The organism is Collinsella sp. AM33-4BH (genome assembly GCF_003469205.1).
In the GTDB taxonomy this organism is placed as follows: Bacteria; Actinomycetota; Coriobacteriia; order Coriobacteriales; family Coriobacteriaceae; genus Collinsella.
In genome coordinates this window covers 23,671-47,242 of sequence record NZ_QSIN01000004.1, presented here as the reverse complement: position 1 = coordinate 47,242, position 23,572 = coordinate 23,671, and the positions used below count along the sequence as shown (strand labels likewise).

General features: G+C 59.5%; 25 protein-coding genes. 22 read left to right on the top strand and 3 right to left on the bottom strand.

Translation table 11 applies throughout. From position 1 onward, the window contains the following. Positions 1-129 precede the first annotated feature (129 nt). Both DW821_RS04200 and DW821_RS04195 read left to right on the top strand, forming a co-directional pair. Positions 130-2,616, top strand: coding sequence for a hypothetical protein (locus tag DW821_RS04200; protein WP_118065770.1), 2,487 nt, complete (start codon positions 130-132; stop codon positions 2,614-2,616). A 450-nt stretch (positions 2,617-3,066) separates the two neighbouring features. Further along, positions 3,067-5,190 carry a DUF262 domain-containing protein gene (locus DW821_RS04195; protein ID WP_118065768.1) on the top strand — a complete coding sequence of 708 codons (2,124 nt, stop codon included), beginning with the start codon at positions 3,067-3,069 and terminating at the stop codon, positions 5,188-5,190. A gap of 130 nt (positions 5,191-5,320) precedes the next feature. Here DW821_RS04195 and DW821_RS10190 read toward each other — a convergent pair whose 3' ends face one another. Then, a complete protein-coding gene (locus DW821_RS10190) occupies positions 5,321-6,310 on the bottom strand; it encodes a hypothetical protein (protein WP_158567542.1) in 990 nt (329 codons plus the stop codon). Positions 6,311-6,433: 123 nt separating this feature from the next. Next, positions 6,434-7,087, bottom strand: a complete 654-nt coding sequence (locus DW821_RS04180) for a transcriptional regulator (RefSeq protein ID WP_118065762.1) — start codon at positions 7,085-7,087, stop codon at positions 6,434-6,436. A 277-nt stretch (positions 7,088-7,364) separates the two neighbouring features. Between DW821_RS04180 and dpaL the strand changes: the two genes are divergently transcribed. The 5 genes from dpaL to hydA all read left to right on the top strand — a co-directional run bounded on the left by dpaL (position 7,365) and on the right by hydA (position 13,583). Further along, complete coding sequence (gene dpaL, locus DW821_RS04175) at positions 7,365-8,579, top strand: diaminopropionate ammonia-lyase (protein ID WP_118065760.1); 1,215 nt, start codon at positions 7,365-7,367, stop codon at positions 8,577-8,579. 72 nt (positions 8,580-8,651) lie between these two features. Continuing rightward, positions 8,652-10,037: a YgeY family selenium metabolism-linked hydrolase gene (locus DW821_RS04170; protein WP_118065758.1), complete on the top strand. Its 1,386-nt coding sequence runs from the start codon at positions 8,652-8,654 to the stop codon at positions 10,035-10,037. Between the two features lie 202 nt (positions 10,038-10,239). Next, entirely contained in the window at positions 10,240-11,442 is a 1,203-nt protein-coding gene (gene ygeW, locus DW821_RS04165; protein WP_118065756.1) for a knotted carbamoyltransferase YgeW, read from the top strand. A 150-nt stretch (positions 11,443-11,592) separates the two neighbouring features. Next, the gene (locus DW821_RS04160) at positions 11,593-12,207 is read left to right on the top strand and encodes a nucleotidyltransferase family protein (protein ID WP_118065754.1); all 615 of its coding nucleotides are present in this window, start codon (positions 11,593-11,595) and stop codon (positions 12,205-12,207) included. An 8-nt stretch (positions 12,208-12,215) separates the two neighbouring features. Continuing rightward, complete coding sequence (hydA, locus tag DW821_RS04155; RefSeq protein ID WP_118065752.1) at positions 12,216-13,583, top strand: dihydropyrimidinase; 1,368 nt, start codon at positions 12,216-12,218, stop codon at positions 13,581-13,583. Positions 13,584-13,692: 109 nt separating this feature from the next. Here the strand turns inward: hydA and yqeC are convergent, their stop codons facing one another. Next, positions 13,693-14,427, bottom strand: coding sequence for a selenium cofactor biosynthesis protein YqeC (gene yqeC, locus DW821_RS04150; protein ID WP_118065750.1), 735 nt, complete (start codon positions 14,425-14,427; stop codon positions 13,693-13,695). Positions 14,428-14,529: 102 nt separating this feature from the next. Here yqeC and yqeB point away from each other — a divergent pair, with 102 nt between their 5' ends. From yqeB to rpmJ, 15 genes are all read left to right on the top strand, one after another. Beyond that, entirely contained in the window at positions 14,530-15,324 is a 795-nt protein-coding gene (gene yqeB / locus DW821_RS04145) for a selenium-dependent molybdenum cofactor biosynthesis protein YqeB (protein ID WP_118065748.1), read from the top strand. 9 nt (positions 15,325-15,333) lie between these two features. Further along, positions 15,334-16,377: an XdhC family protein gene (locus DW821_RS04140; RefSeq protein WP_118065746.1), complete on the top strand. Its 1,044-nt coding sequence runs from the start codon at positions 15,334-15,336 to the stop codon at positions 16,375-16,377. A gap of 311 nt (positions 16,378-16,688) precedes the next feature. Next, positions 16,689-17,246 (top strand): 50S ribosomal protein L5, encoded by a 558-nt coding sequence (gene rplE / locus DW821_RS04135; RefSeq protein WP_006235260.1) that lies wholly within the window; start codon positions 16,689-16,691, stop codon positions 17,244-17,246. 79 nt (positions 17,247-17,325) lie between these two features. Next, positions 17,326-17,511: a type Z 30S ribosomal protein S14 gene (locus DW821_RS04130; protein WP_022094280.1), complete on the top strand. Its 186-nt coding sequence runs from the start codon at positions 17,326-17,328 to the stop codon at positions 17,509-17,511. 119 nt (positions 17,512-17,630) lie between these two features. Next, entirely contained in the window at positions 17,631-18,029 is a 399-nt protein-coding gene (gene rpsH, locus DW821_RS04125) for a 30S ribosomal protein S8 (protein ID WP_006235262.1), read from the top strand. A 33-nt stretch (positions 18,030-18,062) separates the two neighbouring features. Next, complete coding sequence (gene rplF, locus DW821_RS04120; RefSeq protein WP_118065744.1) at positions 18,063-18,599, top strand: 50S ribosomal protein L6; 537 nt, start codon at positions 18,063-18,065, stop codon at positions 18,597-18,599. Positions 18,600-18,674: 75 nt separating this feature from the next. Further along, complete coding sequence (gene rplR, locus DW821_RS04115; protein ID WP_006235264.1) at positions 18,675-19,043, top strand: 50S ribosomal protein L18; 369 nt, start codon at positions 18,675-18,677, stop codon at positions 19,041-19,043. 14 nt (positions 19,044-19,057) lie between these two features. Beyond that, a complete protein-coding gene (gene rpsE / locus DW821_RS04110; protein WP_055252236.1) occupies positions 19,058-19,582 on the top strand; it encodes a 30S ribosomal protein S5 in 525 nt (174 codons plus the stop codon). Positions 19,583-19,584: 2 nt separating this feature from the next. Then, positions 19,585-19,767: a 50S ribosomal protein L30 gene (gene rpmD / locus DW821_RS04105; protein ID WP_006235266.1), complete on the top strand. Its 183-nt coding sequence runs from the start codon at positions 19,585-19,587 to the stop codon at positions 19,765-19,767. A 3-nt stretch (positions 19,768-19,770) separates the two neighbouring features. Continuing rightward, a complete protein-coding gene (gene rplO / locus DW821_RS04100; RefSeq protein ID WP_006235267.1) occupies positions 19,771-20,220 on the top strand; it encodes a 50S ribosomal protein L15 in 450 nt (149 codons plus the stop codon). After that, a complete protein-coding gene (gene secY, locus DW821_RS04095) occupies positions 20,214-21,500 on the top strand; it encodes a preprotein translocase subunit SecY (protein ID WP_035137447.1) in 1,287 nt (428 codons plus the stop codon). The genes rplO and secY overlap by 7 nt, the downstream gene beginning before the upstream one ends. An 18-nt stretch (positions 21,501-21,518) precedes the next feature. Further along, a complete protein-coding gene (locus tag DW821_RS04090; protein WP_006235269.1) occupies positions 21,519-22,145 on the top strand; it encodes an adenylate kinase in 627 nt (208 codons plus the stop codon). Beyond that, entirely contained in the window at positions 22,142-22,930 is a 789-nt protein-coding gene (map, locus tag DW821_RS04085) for a type I methionyl aminopeptidase (protein ID WP_006235270.1), read from the top strand. The genes DW821_RS04090 and map overlap by 4 nt, the downstream gene beginning before the upstream one ends. A 148-nt stretch (positions 22,931-23,078) precedes the next feature. Then, a complete protein-coding gene (gene infA / locus DW821_RS04080) occupies positions 23,079-23,297 on the top strand; it encodes a translation initiation factor IF-1 (protein WP_035137443.1) in 219 nt (72 codons plus the stop codon). Positions 23,298-23,447: 150 nt separating this feature from the next. After that, positions 23,448-23,561 carry a 50S ribosomal protein L36 gene (gene rpmJ, locus DW821_RS04075; RefSeq protein ID WP_006363204.1) on the top strand — a complete coding sequence of 38 codons (114 nt, stop codon included), beginning with the start codon at positions 23,448-23,450 and terminating at the stop codon, positions 23,559-23,561. The last annotated feature ends 11 nt before the right edge of the window (positions 23,562-23,572 follow it).

Genomic DNA, 23,572 nt, shown 5'->3' with positions numbered 1-23,572 from the left:
CAAGAGTATGGACATCGAGATGGCATCCATTGTCGGAGAGCGGCTTGCTAACATGATTCGCTGGACGGATAGGCAGAGACCCGTGACGCTGTGTGCGTTATCGTACACAATGAGGTGTATAGGCTGCCAGTGGCGAACTATCCCGACGAGGTTCTGAGCAACTGCATCACCGAGATTTTCGAATACTTCTACGAAGAGGGATTTGGCGGCGTAGAGCAATCTGATTTTACGCGTTTGCAGGAGGAAGCCGGTATGGCAGACGAACTTGTTTTTAGTGGTGGCGAGATAGTCTACACCATGTCTCAACTGCCCAAAGTTACATCTGCGCCGCTGAACGGTAGTGCCGTACTGGTCGGTTTTAAGGACGCTCCCGATGGGGAGGAGGTCCTCTTTGATTTTGACCCTCGGGCTGAAAAGGCTACGAAGCTCGACTATGAACTTGCAGCCGTTAGCGGGCTCCTCACGGGCGCGTTGAATATCCTTTGGCAGAAAGACTTCAACCTAGAGGGTGCCAAAGAGTGGGGCGACGAGAAGGTTGGTAAATTTGTTCTTACGATTGCCAAGTCTGCGGGTATGGCAAAGGCGGATGCAACTCTAGAAGACGCTATTCGCTTTCTAGAGAAAGAGTTTCCTCTTGCCGCGGACAAGCTGACTGCCGAGTTTGGCGGCGGGCTCCAACATCATCTGCGGGATTTCTCGCACCACCCGAGTTTGGTTGGCCTTGCGTGTTCGATCCTCTCGCAATTCACGGGCAAAGGCTATGGTACCGATACAGCCGGCCGGTTTGTCGCCTTTGACCTGCCTGCCACCGCCTTCGATCCCGACTGCCCTCTTATAGGCAGGAACGTTTCAGAGAAGATCGCGTTTGGCACTCTGTTCTGGGCGATGCATCTCGTGAGCGACATGGCGGGGTCTAGTTCAAACCCCGGTAAGGGGACGGGCATTCCCGGCGTCGTGCTGTCCCTGCTAAAGGAGCTCTCCTCCCTGCCTGTTTTTCAAGACATGCAGATTGCCTATAAGGGCGAGGATATTCGCATTCAGCAATGGATCTCAAAGCTGTTTAACGGAACGGCGTTCAAAACCGAGGACGGCAAGCCCATTCGTTTCGACCTTCGGACGGAAGTCGGCCTTCTCGACCAAGCTTTAAGCCAGGTGCCAGCAGTCGTGGCCAACGAGGTTATCGTTCGTTGTCTCTATATGCTTTCAAGGCTCAAGGCCGAGCTAGAACGTTGCGAAGTGAGCAAGGTTTCCGGCTTGCACAAGCTCAAGGCTTCGTATTTTATGCCCTATAACAGCAGGGTCCTCACTCGCATGGTCACGGTTTCGAGCACTTCGTTCGTTTTGGCGAATCTAGCGACGGCGGCGGTCAGGGCGGGTATCGAATGCGAGGGGAACAAGGTCGTGTTCGCCCAGAAGCTCTTCTTGCGAATAAACTACGTTGGAGTTGGACGCCTTGCGTTTGCCCTCCATGCCGACTGGGGCTATATGGCGGAGGAAATGTCCGAGGCTTGGACTGAGCGCGCCAGGCGCCGCCAGGATATCTTCGATGGATTTCACTTTTATAGCCTAGATAGAGAAACGACGAGGATTGCCTTCTCGCTGAAGCTTGCCGCCATCAACTACGACTGCGGGAACGAGAAGAACGAAGTGCGCAAAGGGCAAAAGAGGAGCTGGGCCCGCGCGTGGCAGGATTCGGTCGCGGATGGCCTAGGCATTGATGCAGACGGCTACTTTTTGAGCGAGGAAGATGCGTACGGAGCCCTTGAGACAGTTTCGCGGCGGCGAGGCGGTAAAGTTCGCGCCTTACTTGTTGCACAGGAGCTGGTTGAGTTTCGCCTCTATTCCCAGATGGGAGATGAAGAGAAGAAGGAATACAAAGGTTTGAAGGAGAGTGGATCTTGGGTTAAACGCGAATTTCCCAGGAGACAAGACGCGGTTGATTTGGACGCCGTACGTTCCCTAGAGAAGCAATGCGGGGCGCATATCCGTGAGCTCTCAGGTACATTGCCAAAGGTCTTGGTAGGCGGCGCCATTGCCGTGGCGGCGGCCCTGGGCACAGGAGGAGTGGCCGCGGCATTGGCTCCGGATATTGCTGTCGGTATCTTTGGAGGCTCGTTTGTCGGCCTTCACGGGGCTGCGCTCGTCAATGCGAGTCTTGCTGCTGCTGGCGGCGGCGCCTTGGCCGCCGGCGGCATGGGCATGGCCGGTGGCACCGCTTTAATTGCTGGCGGCGGCGCTGCGTTTGGCCTTTTGGGTTCTAGCGGCGTTGCCCTGGCGGCGTCGATGGGGGAGGACTATGCGCAGTTCGTGCTCGTTGAATGCTCAAGGCTTCTCGCATTTCTTGATGTGGCAACTGACCGCTGCCCGCATGAGGGAGCCATTTTGGTGCAGAAGGCGGCCGAGGCCGTGCAGCGCAGCATCGCTGGTGTTGAGGAGGATGTCGAGAAGGAGAATGGAAAGGGGGACCGTAGGAATGGCAGGTTGCTTAAGCAGTTGAAGAAGGGTCTTGGGTATTTGACTTCGACCCTTAAGCAGATCGAGAAGATGCAGAAGCGCCTTGGTGCCGCCGGTGAGAGCGAGCCGCTCAACAGCTTGCCGGCATCGGGTGGCGAATAGGTCGGGGCGATTCGGCTGCAATTCCGTGTCATCATCGCCACCGCTTAAGATGGTCCCGTGTTTGCCCATCTTTTTGCGAGGCGCGATGAGCATGTCGGCGACTTGCTCGATGTCTGATTTGCCCTTCGATCAGTTCTTGTCGAGCTCCTTTGGGCGGGAGGGGCAGCGATCTAGATATCCGCTCTTGGCATATGAGACAAGAAACCCGTAAGTCTGTGGCAATGTCAAAAGGCATACACAAGTGTCAGTCTTTTGACATCGTATGATTTTGGGGAGTGGCGTGCAGCGATCGCGCGCCACCATGACGGCGTAAGTGTTTGCTTTCGTTGTAGAATCTAACGATATGAGCACCCCGGTTGCTCCAGTGCTTCGATACTCTGGTCTTTAGCGCCTTTCGTTCAGTGGAGGACTGACCGCAAGCGGCGTAAACAAGAAAGGGGACAACCACAAATGAAAGCAACCGAGGCAAATCTACTCGACCTTATGGGCGTGGCGAAGATGCAATTCGTCATTCCCGTGTACCAGCGAGTTTACTCGTGGAGTGTAAAAGAGTGCGAGGTGCTTTGGGATGACGTTATGCGAGCGGGTCGTGATGGCGTATCGCACTTCGTGGGGTCGATGCTCTATATCCCCGAGTCCGAGAGCTCTGCCACGAGTATTTCGCGCGTGCTCCTGATTGACGGGCAGCAGCGCATGACGACGTTTTCGTTGATGATCGCTGCTTTGGCTGACTATCTGGAGGGTAATCCCGACAAGGCCGACTTCCTTGGCGATCTCAAGATCTCAGCGCTGCGGAAGAACTACCTCTTTAACGATGACGACTACAACGGTCTGGCGCGCTATAAGCTGGTGCTCTCGCAGGACGATAAAGAGACGCTGTTCTCCATCGTGTCTGGGGCTCCCGTGCCAGATGAAAAATCGGATCGCATTGTCGAGAACCATGCGTTCTTCTGTGAAAAGATGCACGGGAAATCATTCGACCCTGCAAGGCTTTGGGCGGGGCTAAACCGCGTGCAGGTCATCGACACTAAGCTCACCGCTGGCGTTGATAATGCACAGCTCATATTTGAGTCCATGAACTCCAAGGGCAAGCCGCTCACGCCCATTGACCTCATCCGTAACTACGTTCTAATGTCGCTTCCCAACGACGAACAGACCAAGCTTTATGAGGGTTATTGGCATCCACTCGAGTGCTTGTTCGGAAAAGGCGGCGAGGACGAGTTCAATGCATTTATCTGGTACTGGCTGTGGCTTAAAGTTCCCAATAGGATGCCGAAGGAGAACGAGGCCTACTACGAGTTTAAGCGCTATTTCGCCGACGACTACGATGGTGACACCGAGGGTCTGCTTAAGGAGCTGCGTGGGTATGCACATAGATACGCCAGCCTGTTCCTTGGTAAGGAGAAGGACGACGGACTACGCCGAGTGTTCGGCAGAATCGTAAGCCTCGACGTGAAGCAGATAAGGCCCCTCTTAATGTTGCTTTACTCGGTTTACGAGGGGAATGGGCTAGACCGCAATGCGTTTCTGCGTATCTGCGAGACTATCGAGTCGTTCCTGTTCAGGCGGGCGGTTTGCGGCAGGCTTACCACGGGCCTAAATAATTTCTTTGCCGGCATGTATCGCAATCTCGAGCAACAGGACGATATAGAGGAGTACGTTACGGCTATGCTCCTTATCCATAGCGGCGGTATGACCGCGTACTTCCCGACAGACGAGTATTTTGTCGAGGAGTTTAAGACGCGTGACTGTTACAACCGCTTCTCCAAAAAGCGCTATTACTTGGAGCGCATGGAGAACTGGCACCACCCGAAGGAGCCCATCTCGGCTGATAATTACCAGATCGAGCATGTCATGCCCCAAACGATCGATGATGTGCACGGCTGGAAGGAATCGCTTGGCGAGAACTGGGAAGACATCCACGACAGGCTGTGCAACAACTTGGGAAATCTAACGCTGACGGGCTACAACCAGGAGTACTCAAACCGGTCGTTCTCGGACAAGCTCAATCTTCCTGGCGTGGGGCTTAGGTGCAGTCCGCTCCACCTGAACAAGTCAATCGCCTCGCATGAAAAATGGGGTGAGGAAGAGATTGGGCAGCGCGCGGACGAGCTGGCGAAAGAGGCGTGCGAGATATGGAAATATCCCGACCTTCCGGCAGATGTCGTCGACAAGTATCGTCCCTCTCGCGGTGAGTCTGACGAGGCTCCTGTCTGGACTCTGCAGGAGAACCACCCCACCTTTGCCGAAGGCGGACTCAACCAGAAGCTTTTCGATGAGGTGTGCGAGTCCGTTCTGAGTGGCAACTCTTCGTGGGAGTCCTATATAGCCAAGTACTACGTGGGCTTCAGGTCGGGCAAGCGAAAACTGCATGCCGTGTTAGAAGGCAGGACCAGCAACGGTGGTTGGATCGCCGTTGGCCTGGCAAAGAGCGTGGACGACCTAATTGATCCAGAGGACATGTGTCAGGACAAACGCGCACAGGGCGGATTTGGCCCGGGCTTACCCACTTACGTTGCGCTTCGGAACGCCGATGACATTCCTGCGGTGCTCGATCTCATAAAGCAGTGCTAGGTTGAAGGCCGGGAATCTAATTCCCGTCCCTTGCCAGCTCAAAATCGTCGATGGCCCATTCGCCCGTCTACGCCCCCACAATCCCGCGAGTCGCTTGATTTGGTTTACGGCCCTCAGTTTTCGGCATCTGTTACTCGTCGTCTCCGTCGTTGGGGTCGCCCTTGAGGGTGTTGATGTCCAGGTACTGGTTATCGTCCTCTTTTTGCTGGGTCTCCGACTCCGCTTGGGTGGGGCCGCGGAACAGCTGGAATCCCTCAAACGCAATGGCGCCGAGCAGGACAACGACAATGGCGATAAAGGCAACCTTGACTGCCTGCGGAAATTCCGAGAAACGCAGTGCCTTTTCCTCGGCGTAATAATCGGCGAAGCGCTCTTCGCCCGTGCTTTTGGTATACGCCGGCGCGGACGCGGCCTCCGGGTCATATTCCGGTGCAGGCGTGGCAGCGTACGGATCGTTGAGATAATTGCTCGATGCGGTGCCATAATCTTCGGTCTCGATGCGGCCGGTGCCAGCATAGCCATCGGAATAATCGGAATATGCCGCACCGCCCTCATAGTCCGCGGCGCTCGTGTTGGCGGCAAAAAGCGGGTTAACTGGAACATCGAGCGCCGGCATGCCGGTAGAGGTCTCATCCAGATCGGTTGCAGCCCAGGAATCGTAGGCAACCTGATGGGCAACGGGCTCATCGAGCCTTGCGACCGGAGGCTTGCGTGCCGCAGGAACAGGCAACTGCTGGGCGCTGTACATAACGGTGCTGTCGGCCGATTTGCCCTGCGTCGCTGCAGCGAGAAATGCCGCCGTCTCGGACGGGTCGCTTGCGGGGCGGGGAGCGGGCGTGGGCGCCGAAGTGGGTGCGGGCGTAGGCGCGGGCGTCGAAACAGGCGACTGCGCAGGAGTCGGCGCAGATGCGGTTTTAGGCGCAAGTGCGGGATTGGGGCTTGACGGGCGAGCCCCGCCGCCGCCCATGAGTTCGTCGGCGGTCCACGGGCGATCATCCATCACATCGTCAAGGCTCAGCGAAAACAGGTCGTCTTCACCCTCATCGAACATGCGGTGCACATGTCCACCAATTGCCGGAATCAATCCGCGACCGGTGCATGATGCCTTGCTCAACGCCATTCTGTTCCATCCTTTCGAAATACTAATGACATCGATTATATGGAACTTCCCAAGCGGCTCGGTCTTGGATTCGCGCTTTCCAGAACTCGCGCCCAAAAGGGGAGGGGCAATCCAGGCGAGTACCTACTTGTCGCCGGCCGCCGCCTTGGCCTCATTGAGGTAGCTATAGAAGCTGTACTTGGAGATGCCAAAGAACTCGCAGGCGCGCTCGCTCGACTTGGAAATGAGAAAGGCTCCGCGACGGTCGAGGTAGCCAATGGCACGAATGCGCTCGTCTTTGGTCATGAGTGCCGCGGGCTTGCCCACAAACTGCTCGCACTCGCGCAGCAGATCTTCGAGCAGGTCGCCGATGTTTTTGGTAATGGGCTCGGGCTCGGTGTAGCCCGTAGCGCCGGTGCCGGTAAAGGCATCGAGCGAGCGCTCAAAAGCCTTCATGAGCGTAATGTCAAAGTTAATGCCCAAAATGCCGACGGGTTTGCCCTCGTCGTTGCGGATAAAGATGGTCGAGGACTTGAGCAGCTTGCCATCGGTGGTTTTGGTGAGGTATGGCTCGCGGTCGTGCACGTCGGTGGTGCCATCGTGCATGGACTCAAACACAATATGGCTGGGGCCGTCACCCAGTTTGCGCCCGCTGACGTGGCCGTTTTCGATCACTACGATGGAGTGGTCCACGTCCTCGGTCTCCAGGTCGTGGACGACGACTTCACAGTTGGGGCCAAATTGGAGTGCCAGGCCGTGTGCAAGGCGCTTATAGAACTCAATCTGTGCGGGGGTCATAGGTACCTTCCTAAAAATTAGTTTGGGCACACTTTGCCATAAACCACACCTGTTCGCAAATAGCGAAAGTGTCACTGCGTTATGTGACCGTTCGTCGGCGAAAAGGTACCGATTACGGCAACAAACAATTTGTTAGGTTTGCCAAGCAAAAAGTGTGATAGAACAGTGCTAACAAACTTTTTGTTTGGCATCCACATAAAAGTTCAGTCGCATGAATGGGAATGGGCTGAAACGCGTATGCGGGGGCCGGCAAGAGAGGACTTAAGGAGTTCACCGTATGGCCGATAAGATCCAGTGGGCGGGCAACACGATGCCCAAGAGCGATGACAAGCACTTGGGAATCATGAGTCTCGACCACGTGAAGAAGGCCCGCGCCTTCCACCAGTCGTTCCCTCAATATACCGTCACTCCGCTTGCCCGTCTGGACGGTCAGGCTGCGCGCCTGGGCCTGTCCAACCTGTGCGTTAAGGACGAGAGCTATCGCTTTGGCCTCAACGCCTTTAAGGTCCTGGGCGGCTCGTTTGCCATGGCCAACTACATTGCCGACGAGACCGGCAAGGACGTTGCCGAGTGCACCTTCGATTACCTGACTTCCGATCAGCTTGCCAAGGACTTTGGCCAGGCTACCTTCTTTACCGCCACCGACGGCAACCATGGCCGCGGCGTGGCATGGGCTGCCAACAAGCTGGGCCAGAAGGCTGTCGTGCACATGCCCAAGGGTTCCACCAAGCCCCGCTTCGATAACATCGCCGCCGAGGGCGCCACGGTGACCATCGAAGAGGTCAACTACGACGAGTGCGTGCGCATGGCGGCCGCCGAGGCCGACGCCTGCGAGCGCGGCGTTATCGTTCAGGACACCGCCTGGGAGGGCTACGAGAAGATCCCGTCTTGGATCATGGAGGGCTACGGCACCATGGCTTCCGAGGCTGCCGAGCAGCTGCGCGAGATGGCCATCAACCGCCCGACGCACGTCTTTGTCCAGGCCGGCGTGGGCTCGCTGGCCGGCGCCGTGGTGGGCTACTTCACCAACCTGTATCCCGATAACCCGCCGACCTTTGTTGTGGTCGAGTGCGCGCCTGCCGCCTGCCTGTACAAGGGTGCTGCCGCCGGCGATGGCGATCCGCGTATCGTGGACGGCGACATGCCTTCCATCATGGCCGGCCTGTGCTGCGGCGAGCCCAACATCCTGGGCTGGGATATCCTGCGCAACCACACCACCGCCTTCGTGTCTTGCCCCGACTGGGTCACCGCTCGCGGCATGCGTACCCTGGGCGCCCCCGAGAAGGGCGACCCGCGCGTCATCTCCGGCGAGTCCGGCGCAGTGACCACCGGCCTGGTCGAGACCATCATGCTCGATCCCGAGTACGCCGAGCTCAAGGAGCTCATCGGCCTGGACAAGACGAGCTCCGTGCTCTGCTTCTCCACCGAGGGCGACACCGATCCGGATCAGTACCGTCGCATCGTCTGGGAAGGCGAATACCCCACTTGCTAATACTGGGCGGAGTAAATAGGTATCGCTCCGCCACCTCACAGGTAGATTCCTTCGTTTGAAAGGTTATGAACAATGGCTAAAGAACTCGATTTCGACGCTATCAAGGCTGCGGCTGAGTCTCATCGTGCTGATATGACTCGCTTCCTGCGCGCTATGATCTCCCACCCCTCTGAGTCCTGCGAGGAGGGCGAGGTTGTCGCTTGCATCAAGGCCGAGATGGAGAGCCTTGGCTATGACGAGGTCAAGGTCGACGGCCTGGGCAACGTTATGGGCTTTATGGGCGAAGGCGACAAGATCATCGCTATCGACTCCCACATCGACACCGTCGGCATCGGCAACATCGATAACTGGGACGCCGATCCCTATGAGGGCTACGAGACCGACGAGATCATCTACGGCCGCGGCGGCTCCGACCAGGAGGGTGGCATGGCTTCTGCTACCTACGCTGCCAAGATGATGAAGGACATGGGCCTCATCCCCGAGGGCTACAAAATCATGGTCGTCGGCACCGTCCAGGAAGAGGACTGCGACGGCATGTGCTGGCAGTACATCTACAACAAGGACGGCATTAAGCCCGAGTTCGTCATTTCCACCGAGCCCACCGACGGCGGCATCTATCGCGGTCACCGCGGCCGCATGGAGATCCGCGTCGACGTTCACGGCACCTCCTGCCACGGCTCCGCTCCCGACCGCGGCGACAACGCCATCTACAAGATGGCCGACATCATCGCCGACGTCCGCGCCCTCAACAACAACGGTTGCGACGAGTCGACCGACATCAAGGGCCTCGTCAAGATGCTCGACCCCAAGTACAACCCCGAGCACTACGAAGATGCCCGCTTCCTGGGCCGCGGCACCTGCACCGTCAGCCAGATCTTCTACACCAGCCCCAGCCGTTGCGCCGTGGCCGACTCCTGCGCCATCTCCATCGACCGTCGCATGACCGCCGGTGAGACCTGGGAGTCCTGTCTGGACGAGATTCGCAACCTGCCGGCCGCCAAGAAGTACGGCGACGACGTGAAGGTCTCCATGTACATGTATGACCGTCCGTCCTGGACCGGCGAGGTCTACGAGACCGAGGCTTACTTCCCCACGTGGATCAACAAGGAGACCGCTCCGCACGTCAAGGCCCTCGTCGACGCCCACAAGGCCATGTTTGGTGACGAGCGCATCGGCTGCGAGCCCAGCATGGACAAGCGCACCGGTCGCCCGCTGTGCGACAAGTGGACCTTCTCCACGAACTGCGTTTCCATCCAGGGCCGCTACGGCATCCCCTGCGTGGGCTTTGGCCCGGGTGCCGAGTCTCAGGCTCACGCTCCCAACGAGGTCACCTACAAGGACGACCTGGTCACCGCTGCCGCCATGTACGTGGCTGCCCTGAACCTCTACGATCCGAGCCAGGCCGATGGCGATGCCACCGTATTCCGCGCCGGTCTGACCAACAACAAGATCGATTAGTCCCATTCCTCGATTTTGTTGAGCCGGGGGCCGCTCATCATCCCCGGCACCCCCTGTTGACTTGGGGCCCGCGGTCGTTATCTCCCATGCTTCCTCAACGGTGGCGGGTCCTCGTCATGGTGCTCTGCATGTTCTAGCCACACGCGCATGCCGGAGCACATCTACTCATTGCGATCGTTTCATCTTTAGAAAGGACATTTCCATGGACGCTAAGTTTACCGAGCTCGTCGAGCAGCTGAACGGCCTCGATTTTAAGGGTATGTACGGCAGCGATTTCCTGCACACTTGGGACAAGACCACCGATGAGCTCAAGGCTCTCTACATCGTCGCCGACGCCCTGCGCGAGCTGCGCGAGAACAACGTCTCGTCCAAGATCTTCGACTCGGGCCTGGCTGTCTCCCTGTTCCGCGACAACTCCACCCGTACGCGCTTCTCCTTCTCTAAGGCTGCCAACCTGCTCGGTCTTGAGCTGCAGGACCTGGACGAGAAGAAGTCCCAGATCGCTCACGGCGAGACCGTCCGCGAGACCGCTACCATGATCTCCTTTATGGCCGACGTCATCGGCATCCGCGACGACATGTACATCGGCAAGGGCGACGCCTACATGGCCGAGGTCTCTGAGTCTGTCCAGCAGGCCTACGAGGACGGCGTTCTGGATCACCGTCCCACGCTCATCTCCCTGCAGTCCGACTCCGATCATCCCACGCAGTCCTCTGCCGACATGCTCTACCTCATCAACGAGTTTGGCGGCCTCGAGAACCTCAAGGGCAAGAAGGTTGCCGTCACCTGGGCCTATTCGCCCTCTTACGGCAAGCCGCTGTCCTGCCCGCAGTCGCTGATCAGCCTGCTGCCCCGCTTTGGTATGGACGTCACCCTGGCTCACCCCGAGGGCTACGACCTCATGCCCGAGGTCGTCGAGCGCGCTAAGGGCTACGCCGCCGAGTCCGGCACCACCTTTAAGCAGGTCAACACCATGGCCGAGGCCTTCGAGGGCGCCGACATCGTGATCCCCAAGAGCTGGGCTCCGTTTGCCGCCATGGAGAAGCGTACCAACCTGTACGCCGAGGGCGATGACGCCGGCATCGCAGCGCTCGAGAAGGAGCTGCTCGCCCAGAACGCCACCCATCAGGACTGGTGCTCCACGACCGAACTCATGGAGAAGACCGCCAACAGCCAGGACACCATCTTTATGCACCCGCTGCCCGCCGACATCTCCGGTGTCTCCTGCGAGCACGGCGAGGTTAACGCCGACGTCTTCGACATGCACCGCGTGGGCATGTACAAGGAGGCCAGCTACAAGCCGTACGCCATCGCTGCCATGATGTTCCTGCAGAAGGTTGCCGATCCCGCCGCTACCCTCAAGGCCCTCGACGAGCGTAACACCGCCCGTTGGCTCCAGGCCTAAAGCCGGGCTGAGGTAAGCCATGTAAAGGGGGCGCTCTGCCAACCGGCTGGGTGCCCCCTTTTTGCATCGTGGGCGTGCGGGATAAGCGCTTTCGATGTGGATGCCCGCGGCGCGAGTTATGGGTACGATGGTTTCAGGGGAGGTATCACCATGAAACTTGGAGGCGTCATTATGGCTTCGGGCGAGGGCAAGCGGTTTGGCTCCAACAAGATGCTTGCCGATATCTATGGCGAGCCGCTGATTGCCCGGACCATCGATTCGGTTCCCCGGGGCTTTGACGTCGTGGTTTCGACGCGTTGGCCCGAGGTCGCCCAGATTTGCGAGGACAAGCATTGCCCGTGCGTGCTGCACGATGGCGAGCTGCGCAGCGAAAGCGTCCGTGCGGGCCTTTCGTGGGGAGTCGAACGCAACTGGAAAGGTTGCCTCTTTTTGCCGGGCGACCAGCCGCTCGTGAGTTCGGATTCTTTTGAGGCTATGGTTCGTGCATTTGACGAGCGTGGCCGCAAACATCCGGTGCGTCTTGCGTGTAACGGTGAGCCTTCGAGCCCGGTGCTCTTTCCGGCGGAACTGTTCGATGCACTTATGTGTCTTGAGGGCAAGGACGGCGGGGGCTCGATTCTCAAAGGTCGCACCGACGTGGTGCTGGTCGAGGCGCGTGCCTACGAGCTGTGGGACGTCGATACCGTCAAGGGACAGCGACGCATAACGGAGCATATTGCCGCCTGCTCGTATTTTGATCGCGTGGCCAACTGTATTAATCAATAAGGAGCAACATGATCATCATCAAAAACGGCGCGCTCGTGACGCCCCAGGGGCTTCGCCGCGCCGATCTTGCCATGGAGGGCGACAAGATTGTGCGGATTGCCGCGGCGATTGAGCCGGTCGAGGGCGATACCGTCGAGGATGCCGTGGGCTGTTGGGTGTTCCCCGGCTTTATCGACGGCCACACGCACATGCAGTGCTGGACTGGCATGGATTGGACAGCCGATAGCTTTGAAACCGGCACGCGTGCGGCTGCCTGCGGCGGTACGACGACCATCGTGGACTACGCGACGGCCGATCGCGGCGTGACCATGCCCGATGCCTTGGCCGAGTGGCATCGCCGTGCCGACGGAACCTGCACGGCCAACTACGCCTTTCATATGGCACTCGCCGAGTGGAATGAGCGCAACCGCGCCGATCTTTCGGCTATGCGCGAGGCGGGCGTATCGTCGTTTAAGACCTACTTTGCCTACGATCATTTGCGCCTGGACGATGCCGAGACGCTCGAGGTGCTCGAGGAGCTCAAGCGTATTGGCGGCATACTGTGCGTGCATTGCGAGAACGGTACGTTGGTGAATGAGCTGCAGAAGCGCGTGTACGAGCAGGGGATTCATGGGCCCGAGGGGCATGCGCTCAGCCGTCCGGACGCGTGCGAGGGTGAGGCCGTGAGCCGCCTGCTGTATCTGGCGCACCTGGCCGGGGACGCTCCGGTCAACGTGGTGCACCTTTCGACCAAGCTGGGGCTCGAGGCCATCCGTGCTGCCAAAGCGCGCGGGCAGAAGAATATCTATGTCGAGACCTGCCCCCAGTATCTGATGCTCGACGACACCTGTTATCTGGAGCAGGGCGAGGACGGCTTTGCGGGCGCCAAGTATGTGATGAGCCCGCCGCTGCGCCATGCCGGTGACCGTGCCGCGCTGCGCGAGGCGCTTGTGGCCGGCGAGATCGATACTATCGCCACCGACCACTGCAGCTTTAACCTGCACGGGCAAAAGGACCGCGGGCGCGACGATTTCCGCGCGATTCCCAACGGCGGGCCCGGCGTGGAGCATCGTCCCGTCGCGATTGCCACGAGCTTTGAGGGACAGCTGGGCCCCGAGGACCTTTGCCGCCTGATGAGCGAGAGCCCGGCGCGCGTGTTTGGCATGTACCCGCGCAAGGGCTGTCTTGCCGAGGGCTCCGATGCCGATGTGTGCGTGTGGGATCCCCAGGCGCGCTGGACCATTCGCGCGGCGACACAGCATCAGGCTGTGGACTACACGCCGCTCGAGGGTTTTGAGGCACATGGCCGCGCCAAGGCCGTGTTTGTGAACGGCGTGCTGGCGGCACGCGACGGCGAGCCCACCGGAGCCCAGCCCGGTCGCTACGTGCCCCGCTAGCAGCAAAGATGCCGTGTCCCCTCCTCAGTTGCGGTGAAATACGGACTGTTTGCGGCCGTCGGGCGGCCAAACAGTCCGTATTTCACCGCAACTGAGGAGATGGGGCCGGCTACTTGAGGCTGCTGGCGACGACGGGGCGGTCGAGAGCTGCCTCGAAGCGGTCGGCCATCGTGGGGTCGCTGAGCGTGTCGACTTGGTTGAGCATGACGCGTGCGGTGCTGAGTTTCAGCGCCTGCATCTCGGCATTGAGCACCATGGCGACGCGCTCGGGCGTGGCGATGTCAGTGAGCTCGCAGCCGCAACGCTCGCAAAAGAGCTCGGGGCGGTGGACGGCTTCGTTGATGGGCTTGCCGAACCCCGAGGCGCCGACGATCCAGACGATGTTGGCCGTGCCAGAGGGAATCACCGGCTCCCAGGCGGCGTGCGCCTTGAGCGGGAGCCGCTTGCTGCCGTCCGCCTCGGCCAGGACGTAGTCAAAGCGCTGCGCCAGCTGGTCGAGCGGCTCGGCAGGGGAGGAGAACTTGCCTGTCTGGGGGTCCAAGACACCTGTCTGGCAGATGCTTCCCCGCACAAGCCCCGCGCAGGCCTCGCAGGTGCAGCCTGGGGCGTGTGGGGCACCTGGCTTCCAGGGCGCGGCGTCCAGGCGACGGCTCGACCCGTCCCACGGCACGCCGGCGACGGGGAACATGCGCGTGGTGGTGCAGAGGAGCACGCGGCCGCCAGCGCGCATAAGCTCAAGGCCGAGCGTCTTCAGCAAGGTCGACTTGCCTCCACTGCCGATAATTGCAGTAATGCCCGGCTCGATCTTGAGCGCGGAGGCAAGGTTTCCGCTCGTCGTTTCCATCTGTTCACCGCCGTATAATACTGTGATAATAAATAATCATCAGAGTAGCGGTCGAACCGCATTTGCTCTGCTCAAACCGTAGCACAGGGAGGTGTCCCGGGAATGCTCGTTTATGTTCGCGGCGCCGGCGATATCGCCACGGGCGTCGCCGCTCGCTTGGTGCGCGCCGGCGTGTCGGTCGTTATGGCCGATATCGCGGTTCCCACGTGCATCCGCCGCACAATCAGTTTTTGCGAGGCTATTCGCTTGGGCGAGGTCGAGGTCGAGGGCATTCGCGCTCGCTTGGCGCAGACGCCGGCAGAGGCGCTCGAGATTTCCCAAGCGGGGGATGTCGCCGTGGTGGTGGACCCCCAGGCCAAGATGCTCGACGAACTGAAACCCGCTGCCGTGGTCGACGCAATTCTGGCTAAGCGCAACCTGGGCACCACGCGCGATATGGCGCCTGTCGTTATCGCCGTGGGGCCGGGCTTTACCGCGCCGGTCGATTGCGACGCCGTGGTCGAGACCATGCGCGGTCATTTCCTCGGCCGCGTCATCACCCAGGGCTCGCCCCAGCCCAATACGGGCGTGCCGGGTGTCATCGCCGGCTATGGCAAGGAGCGCGTTATCCACAGCCCCGCCGCCGGCGTGTTTCGGTCCGACCATGCGATCGGCGATATCGTGAGCGCCGGAGACGTGATTGGCTACGCGGGCGATACGCCCATGGTCACGCAGATTGACGGCTGCCTGCGCGGCCTTTTGGCAGACGGCGTTCGAGTTACCGAGGGCTTTAAGTGCGCCGATGTCGACCCGCGCGGCGACACCAGCTACATCAACTATATTTCGGACAAGGCGACATCGGTCGGCGGCGGCGTGCTCGAGGCGCTCGCCATGCTCACCGACGTTTTTAGGGGATAGGAAGCGACGATGGAAAAGCTCGATGTGGTGAATGCTGCGCTTGGCGCTTTGAAGGCTGGTAAGACGTGCGAGCTGGTGGTAGTGGCCGGCACGGCAGGGTCATCGCCGCGCGGCGTGGGCGCCTGGATGGCCGTCTTTGCCGACGGTAGCCAAGCGGGCACCATCGGCGGCGGCAAAATCGAGCTCTTTGCGCTCGATGAGGCGCGCGAGCTGCTGGCCGGGGGTCAATCGCGTCTGGTCCGCTACACCATGGGCGGCGAGAACTCCGATACCGGCATGATCTGCGGCGGAGCCATCTGCCTGTGCTATCTGCACCTGGACGCGACCAAGGTACCGTTGCTCCAGTCGGTTGCCGACGTCTTGGCCTATCGGCGCATCGGCGACTTCGTCATCGACTTTGAACCGTTTATCGCGAGCGCGCTCGAGGGCGATGTGGCCGAGTACCATGGCGAGGAATCGCGCCGCACCATTGCGGGCTGCCCCGGGCTTTCGCTGGTGGAGGAGGGGAGTAAGGTCACCTACACCAACGCGGCCTCTGAGATTCCCGCGGCGCACATCGAGACGCTCTGCCCCGAGGGCCTGACCTATATCTTTGGCTGCGGCCACGTGGGCGCCGCGACGGCGCGGGTGCTTACGGCGGCGGGCTTTGCCGTCGTGGCGTGCGACGACCGCCCCGGCACGCTGACCCCCGATTGGGTGCCCGGTGTCTACGACCGTCGTCTGGTCGACTACAAGAGCCTGAGCAAGCAGTGCCCCATCGGCCCGCGCGACCTGGTGGTCGTCGCCACGGCGGGTCACAAGTCCGATATCGACGTGGTGATTCAGGCCATGCGTGCCAAACCCGCCTATCTGGGCTGCTTGGGCTCGCGTCGCAAGACGGCCTTTGTGCGTGCCCGCCTGGAGCAGGAGGGCTTTACGCAGGACCAGATCGACGAGCTGCACCTGCCGATCGGCGTTGCCATCGAGGCCGAGGATCCCGAGGAGATCGCTATCTCCATTGCCGCCGAGATGATCCACCTGCGCCGCACCAAGCTCGTCCCCCGCAAGCGCTAATCGCATCCCCACCAATAAGTTGCGGTGAAATACGGATTGTTTAAGCCTGTTAGGCCGCCCAACAGTCCCTATTTCACCGCAACTGCTTGTTGGGACCCATTTGTGCGGGGGAGTTGTGGAGTTGTGCAGGCAGACGAGGTTTTTCTGGAAATACGCTCCCGATGCGCGTATAGTACCGATTGTTTTGTCGGCTCCTGCTGCGTCGAGTCCAAACCGCGAAATGCCATGAGCGGCGCGGATGCAGCCAGGAGGCACGAGGACAACCCATCGTGGCCACGCCCCGTGCTTAAAACCCCAAGAAGGAGTGAACAATGGCAGAAGAGAAGTATGTGCCGCGTCTGAAGACCAAGTACAACAACGAGGTCAAGCAGCAGCTTCAGGACAAGTTCCAGTACGAGAACGTCATGATGATCCCCAAGTTTGAGAAGATCGTCGTGAACATGGGTGTCGGCGAGGCCGCTACCGATTCCAAGGCCATCGACGGTGCCGTGCGCGACCTGCGCGCCATCACCGGCCAGCAGCCGATGATCACCCGTGCCCGCAAGTCCATCGCTACCTTCCGCCTGCGCGCCGGTATGCCGATCGGCTGCAAGGTTACCCTGCGTGGCGACCGTATGTGGGAGTTCTTCGATCGTCTGACCTCCGTCGCGATCCCCCGTATCCGCGACTTCCGCGGCATCTCCGCCAAGAGCTTCGACGGCCGTGGTAACTTCTCCATGGGCGTCACCGAGCAGCTCATCTTCCCCGAGATTGACTTCGACTCCGTCGATCACCAGCGTGGTATGGACATCACTTTCGTGACCACCGCCAACACCGATGAGGAGGCCAAGGCCCTTCTGGACGCCTTCGGTTTCCCGTTCAAGAAATAGGTTCACCTGCCCTATAAGCGCCGTTCCCACAAGGGGGCGGCGCTTGGGGCGAACAATACTCTATGTGAGGAGGATATAAGTGGCTAAGACATCGATGATCGTCAAGTGCAATCGCAAGCAGAAGTTCTCTACTCGTGAGTACACGCGCTGCCAGCGCTGCGGCCGTCCGCACTCTGTGTACCGCAAGTTCGGCCTGTGCCGTGTCTGCTTCCGTGAGCTTGCACTCAAGGGCGAGCTTCCCGGCGTTAAGAAGGCCAGCTGGTAAGTCACTACCAGCGTTTCAAGCATCAGTTTGGAACAGGGAAAACGCGCTAAAAAGGCTTTGCCGTTAAGGGCGGTGAAGAACCAAGAGCACGTGTTCATCAAGAACGAAGGAGAATCTGTATGAACCTTACAGACCCGATCGCAGATATGCTTACGCGCATCCGTAACGCTAACTCTGTGAACAAGGCCACGGTCTCCATGCCGAGCAGCAAGAAGCTCGTCGAGATCGCTCGTGTTCTGCACGAGGAGGGCTACATCGAGGGCTACGATGTCGAGGACACCGTTCCCCAGAAGACTCTGCACATCACGCTTAAGTATGGTCCCAAGAAGGCTAAGGTCATCAACGGCATCCGCCGCATTTCCAAGCCGGGCCTGCGTAAGTACACCGGCGTTGCCGACATGCCCCGCGTCCGCGGTGGCCTTGGTACCGCCATTATTTCCACCAGCCATGGCGTCATGACCGACCGCGATGCTCGCAAGCACAACGTCGGCGGCGAGATCATCGCTTACGTCTGGTAATTCGCTCGGTAGGTAGAAGGAAAGGAGATCACCGTGTCTCGTATCGGTAATAAGCCTGTCCAGATTCCCGCCGGAGTCGAAGTGGCAGTCAACGGCAACAACGTTATCGTCAAGGGCCCCAAGGGCCAGCTCGAGCTCGATGTCTTTGAGAAGCTCGCTATCAACGTCGAGGACAATGTCCTCACCGTTTCCCGTCCCGACGACGAGCGTGAGACCCGTGCCCGCCACGGCCTCACCCGCGCCCTCATCCACAACATGGTTGTTGGCGTTTCCGAGGGCTTCGAGAAGAAGCTCGAGCTCGCCGGCGTCGGTTACCGCGTGCAGCAGAAGGGCAAGAACCTCGAGTTCTCCCTGGGCTTCTCGCACCCCGTGATCGTCGAGGCTCCCGAGGGCATCACCTTCGAGGTTCCCGACAACACCCACGTGAACGTCAAGGGTATCAACAAGCAGCAGGTCGGTCAGATCGCCGCTGAGATCCGCGGCCATCGTCCTCCCGAGCCTTACAAGGGCAAGGGTATCCACTACGTTGGCGAGCACATCCGCCGCAAGCTGGGTAAGGCCGCCAAGTAGTCGTAACCGACTCACTCGCATAAGACCAGCACCCCGTCAGGTGCTGGCAAGATCAACCTTTTTAGGAGTTTACGTATGAACAAGCATAAGGCGAAGCTGGAAGGCCTCAAGCGTCGTCAGCGTCGTGTTCGCGGCAAGGTCTCGGGTACCTCCGAGCGTCCGCGTCTTCGCGTGACCCGTACTAACGCCAACATCTATGCCCAGATCATCGACGACAGCAAGGGCTCCAGCCTGACGCTCGTCTCTGCCTCGACCCTCGAGGCCGAGTTCAAGGGCACCCACACCTCGAACAAGGAGGCTGCGGAGAAGGTCGGTCAGCTCGTTGGCAAGCGCGCCATCGAGGCCGGCATCACCAAGGTCGCCTTCGATCGCGGTGGCCGTATCTACCATGGCCGCGTCAAGGCCCTCGCCGACGGTGCTCGTGCCGCCGGTCTCGAGTTCTAGGAGGTATGTAGCACATGGCTCGTAATCAGAAGCAGCAGCGCGAGGCCTCCGAGTTCGAGGAGCGCGTCGTTTACATCAACCGCGTGTCGAAGACCGTCAAGGGTGGTCGTCGCATGAGCCTCGTCGCTCTCGTCGTCGTTGGCGACGGCAAGGGCAACGTCGGCGTTGGCATGGGCAAGTCCGCTGAGGTGCCCCTGGCCATCTCCAAGGCGTCTCTCGATGCCAAGAAGAACATGTTCCACGTGCCGGTGACCGAGCAGGGCACCATCCCGCACGAGGTTCTCGGCCACTTTGGTGCCGGCCGCATCATCATCAAGCCCGCTGTCGAGGGTACCGGCGTTATCGCCGGCGGCGCTGTGCGTCCCCTCTTTGAGCTTGCTGGCATCAAGAACGTCCTGTCCAAGTCCCTCGGTACCGACAACGGCCTCAACATCATCAAGGCTGCCGTCGAGGGCCTCAAGGAGCTCTCCAGCCCTGAGGACGTCGCGGCTCGCCGTGGCCTGACGGTCTCCGAGATGTTCGTCGGTAAGGAGAACTAAGCATGGCTGACACCATCAAGATCAAGCAGGTCCGCAGCACCAACGGTTGCAAGCAGGACCAGGTCCGTACTGTCCGTGCCCTCGGTCTCCACAGGATCCGCGAGGTTCGCGAGATTGCTGACAACGAGTCCGTCCGCGGCATGATCTTCAAGGTCAAGCACCTTGTCGAGATTGTAGAGGAGTAGCAAATGCAGCTTCACGATCTTACTCCCGCGCCCGGTTCCACCAAGAACCGCAAGCGCGTCGGCCGTGGCAATTCTTCGGGTCACGGCACCACTTCTGGCCGCGGCCAGAAGGGCCAGGGTTCCCGCTCTGGCGGCACCAAGGGTGCCGGCTTTGAGGGTGGCCAGACTCCGCTGGCTATGCGCCTGCCCAAGCTTCCGGGCTTCCGCAACCCCCGTCGTATCGAGTACACCGCCGTTAACGTTGAGCGTCTCGAGCGTAAGTTCGAGGACGGCGCTGTGATCGACGGTGCCGCTCTTAAGGCCGCTCGCATCACCAAGAGCGAGTTCGAGCCCGTCAAGGTGCTCGGCAATGGTGAGCTCACCAAGAAGTTCACGGTCAAGGTCGACAAGGTCAGCGCTTCTGCGCAGGCCAAGATCGAGGCCGCCGGCGGAAAGGTCGAGCTGCCGTGCTAAATGGTCTTAAGAATGCTTTCCGCATCAAAGAATTGCGCGAAAAGATTCTTTTTACCATAGCTATGCTCGTCGTGTACCGCATTGGTGCGCACGTTCCTGTGCCCGGCATTCCCTTCCAGGGGATGCTGGGCCTTTTCTCGACCGATAACAATTCGGTCGCCGCAGGTGCTATGGCCCTCCTGAATCTTTTCTCTGGCGGCGCGTTGAGCTATGTGTCGGTGTTTTCGCTGGGCATCATGCCTTACATCACCAGCTCGATCATCCTCCAGATGCTCCAGGCCGTTGTGCCTTCCCTGCATGAGCTTGCCCGCGAGGGCGAGGTCGGTCAGACCAAGATCACGCAGTATTCGCGTTACCTCACCCTGGCTCTGGCAATCCTCAACTCCGTGGGTTACCTCTTCCTCTTTAAGAGCTTCGGCATCAGCTTCAATGGCGCCGGCGCTCCCGAGATCATCTTCGACCTCATGATTGTCGGCACGCTCACTGCGGGCGCCATGCTGATCATGTGGATTGGTGAGCTCATCACCCAGCGCGGTATCGGCAATGGCATGTCGCTGATCATCTTTGCGAACATCATGGCCGGCCTGCCGCAGGCTATCTTCTCCAGCACCGAGGGCAATGCCGGTGGCATCATCACCATGGTGATCATCTGCGCCATCATCCTGCTGGTTATCCCGCTGATTGTTTTCCTTGAGCGCGGCCAACGCCGCATCCCGGTCTCCTACGCTAAGCGCGTCGTGGGCCGTCGCATGATGGGTGGCCAGACCACCTACCTGCCCATCAAGGTCAACACCGCGGGTGTCGTGCCGATCATCTTCGCTTCGGCGCTGCTGTACTTCCCGGCTCAGATTGCCGTGTTCTTCCCCGGCATCGGTTGGATTCAGGCAGTTGCCTCCGCGCTTTCGACCGGTTGGCTCAACTGGGTGCTTAACGTTGTCCTCATCGTGTTCTTCGCGTACTTCTACACCTCCATGGTGTTCAACCCCGATGACACGGCCGACAACCTTAAGAAGCAGGGCGGCTTTATTCCGGGCGTGCGTCCGGGTAGGGCTACCGCGGCCTACATCAAGAACGCGCTCAACAAGATCACGCTTCCCAGCGCTGTCTTTTTGGCGCTCATCGCCATCGTGCCTTCGATCATCTTCTCCTTCACGGGTAACCATCTGATCCAGGCATTTGGTGGCACGTCCATCCTCATCATGGTCGGCGTCGTGCTCGACACGGTCGATAAGCTCGAAGGCCAGATCAAGATGTATGATTACGATGGATTCTTTAAATAGGCTAGAGGAGGATTGCTCATGAACCTCGTATTGCTCGGAGCTCCGGGTGCCGGTAAGGGTACCGTCGCACAGGAGCTCGTCGCCGAGTTTGGCGTCGCTCACATTTCCACGGGTGACCTGCTGCGTGCTGCCGTCAAGGGTGGCACCGAGCTTGGTATTCAGGCTAAGAAGTACATGGACGCTGGCGAGCTCGTTCCCGACCAGCTCGTGATCGACCTTGTCAAGGAGCGCCTTGCCGCCGACGATGCCCAGCAGGGCTTTATTCTCGACGGCTTCCCGCGCAACACCGCCCAGGCTGTGACGCTCGATTCCGAGCTCTCCGCCATGGGTCGCGAGATCGATTGCGCCCTTCTGGTCGATGTGGCCCCTGAGGTCATTATCGATCGTCTGTCTTCGCGTCGCACCTGCCGCGCCTGCGGTTACACCGGCACTGCTGCCGATGCCACCTGTCCCAAGTGCGGTGGCGAGATGTATCAGCGCGACGACGACAAGCCCGAGACCATCAAGAACCGTCTCGACGTCTACGAGAAGTCCACGAGCCCGCTCGTCGACTACTATCGTGGCCAGGGTCTGCTCAAGTCGGTCAACGGTGACCAGGCTCGCGAGACCGTGTACGGGGATGTCAAAGAGGCTCTCGGTCTATGATCAAGATTAAGTCTGCAACGCAAATCGAGCAGATGAAGAAGGCAGGAGCGCTATCTAAGATGGCGCTCCGCCACGTTGGAGCCATGGTGCGCCCCGGCGTTTCGACTTTTGAGCTCGATCAGCTCGCGGAGCAGATTATCCGCATGCATGGCGGCACCCCTGCCTTTAAGGGTTACGGCGGGTTCCCGGGGACCATTTGCGCATCGATCAACGATGCCGTGGTCCACGGTATTCCCAACCCCGACATGATCCTGCGCGATGGCGATATCATCTCCATCGATACGGGAGCCGTTGTCGACGGTTGGGTCGGCGATAACGCATGGACGTTTTTCGTCGGCACCCCCACGCCCGAAGCCAAGGCTTTGTGCGAGGTCACGCGCGATTGCCTTAAGGCTGCCATCGAGCAGGCTGTTCCCGGTAACCATATCGGGGACGTCGGTTATGCCGTTCAGTCCCTCGCCGAGTCTCACGGTTACGGCGTGCTTCGCGACTATGTGGGTCATGGCATTGGCCGCGTGATGCACGAGGACCCCAACGTTCCTAACTATGGAAAGAAGGGGAGGGGCGTTCGCCTCCAGGCCGGCATGGTCATTGCCATCGAGCCGATGGTTACGATGGGTTCCAACCATGTGAGCACGGGCTCCGACGGTTGGATTGTTACGACCAACGACCACCTGCCCGCCGCGCACTACGAGAACACCGTCGCCATTACCAATGACGGTCCGGTGATTCTCACCACCGACGCGCAAGGTGCTTGGTGTTCCTTGCAGGGCGGTGAAATGTAGGGGCCGCGTTCAAACACGTCGGCATTTACATTTCTGAAAAGTAACAAGTTCCGCTTAGTTGTGGAGCCATTACGAAGATATTACGATACGTGCATGCGTATTGTAGAATACTCAATCGCTGTCGTTTTCTAGAGAAAGATGATTGCTTGTGAAGAAGGAAGACGCAATTGAGCTCGAGGGTACGGTAAAGGAACCGTTGCCCAATGCCATGTTTAAGGTTGAGCTCGAGAACGGTCATTCGGTTCTGTGCAACATTTCTGGCAAGATCCGAATGAATTACATCCGTATTCTCCCCGGTGACAGGGTTGTCGTGGAGCTTTCCCCGTACGACCTGACCCGCGGCCGCATCACCTATCGCTACAAATAGCGGCACGCATACACGCACTCCATTTCCGGCTGCAGGCTTAGCTCAACCTACGGTCGGATTGTGTGTGAAGACCAGCCATAGTTTTAAACGCCTGCGGCTGGGCGAGTAGATAGTAGGGAAGTAGTTTGAGCGCTACCGAAAGGAAGAACGATGAAGGTACGTCCTTCGGTCAAGAAGATGTGCGATAAGTGCAAAATCATTAGGCGCCATGGCAAGGTCCTCGTCATTTGCGAGAACCCCCGTCATAAGCAGCGTCAGGGTTAAGAGAGGAGACT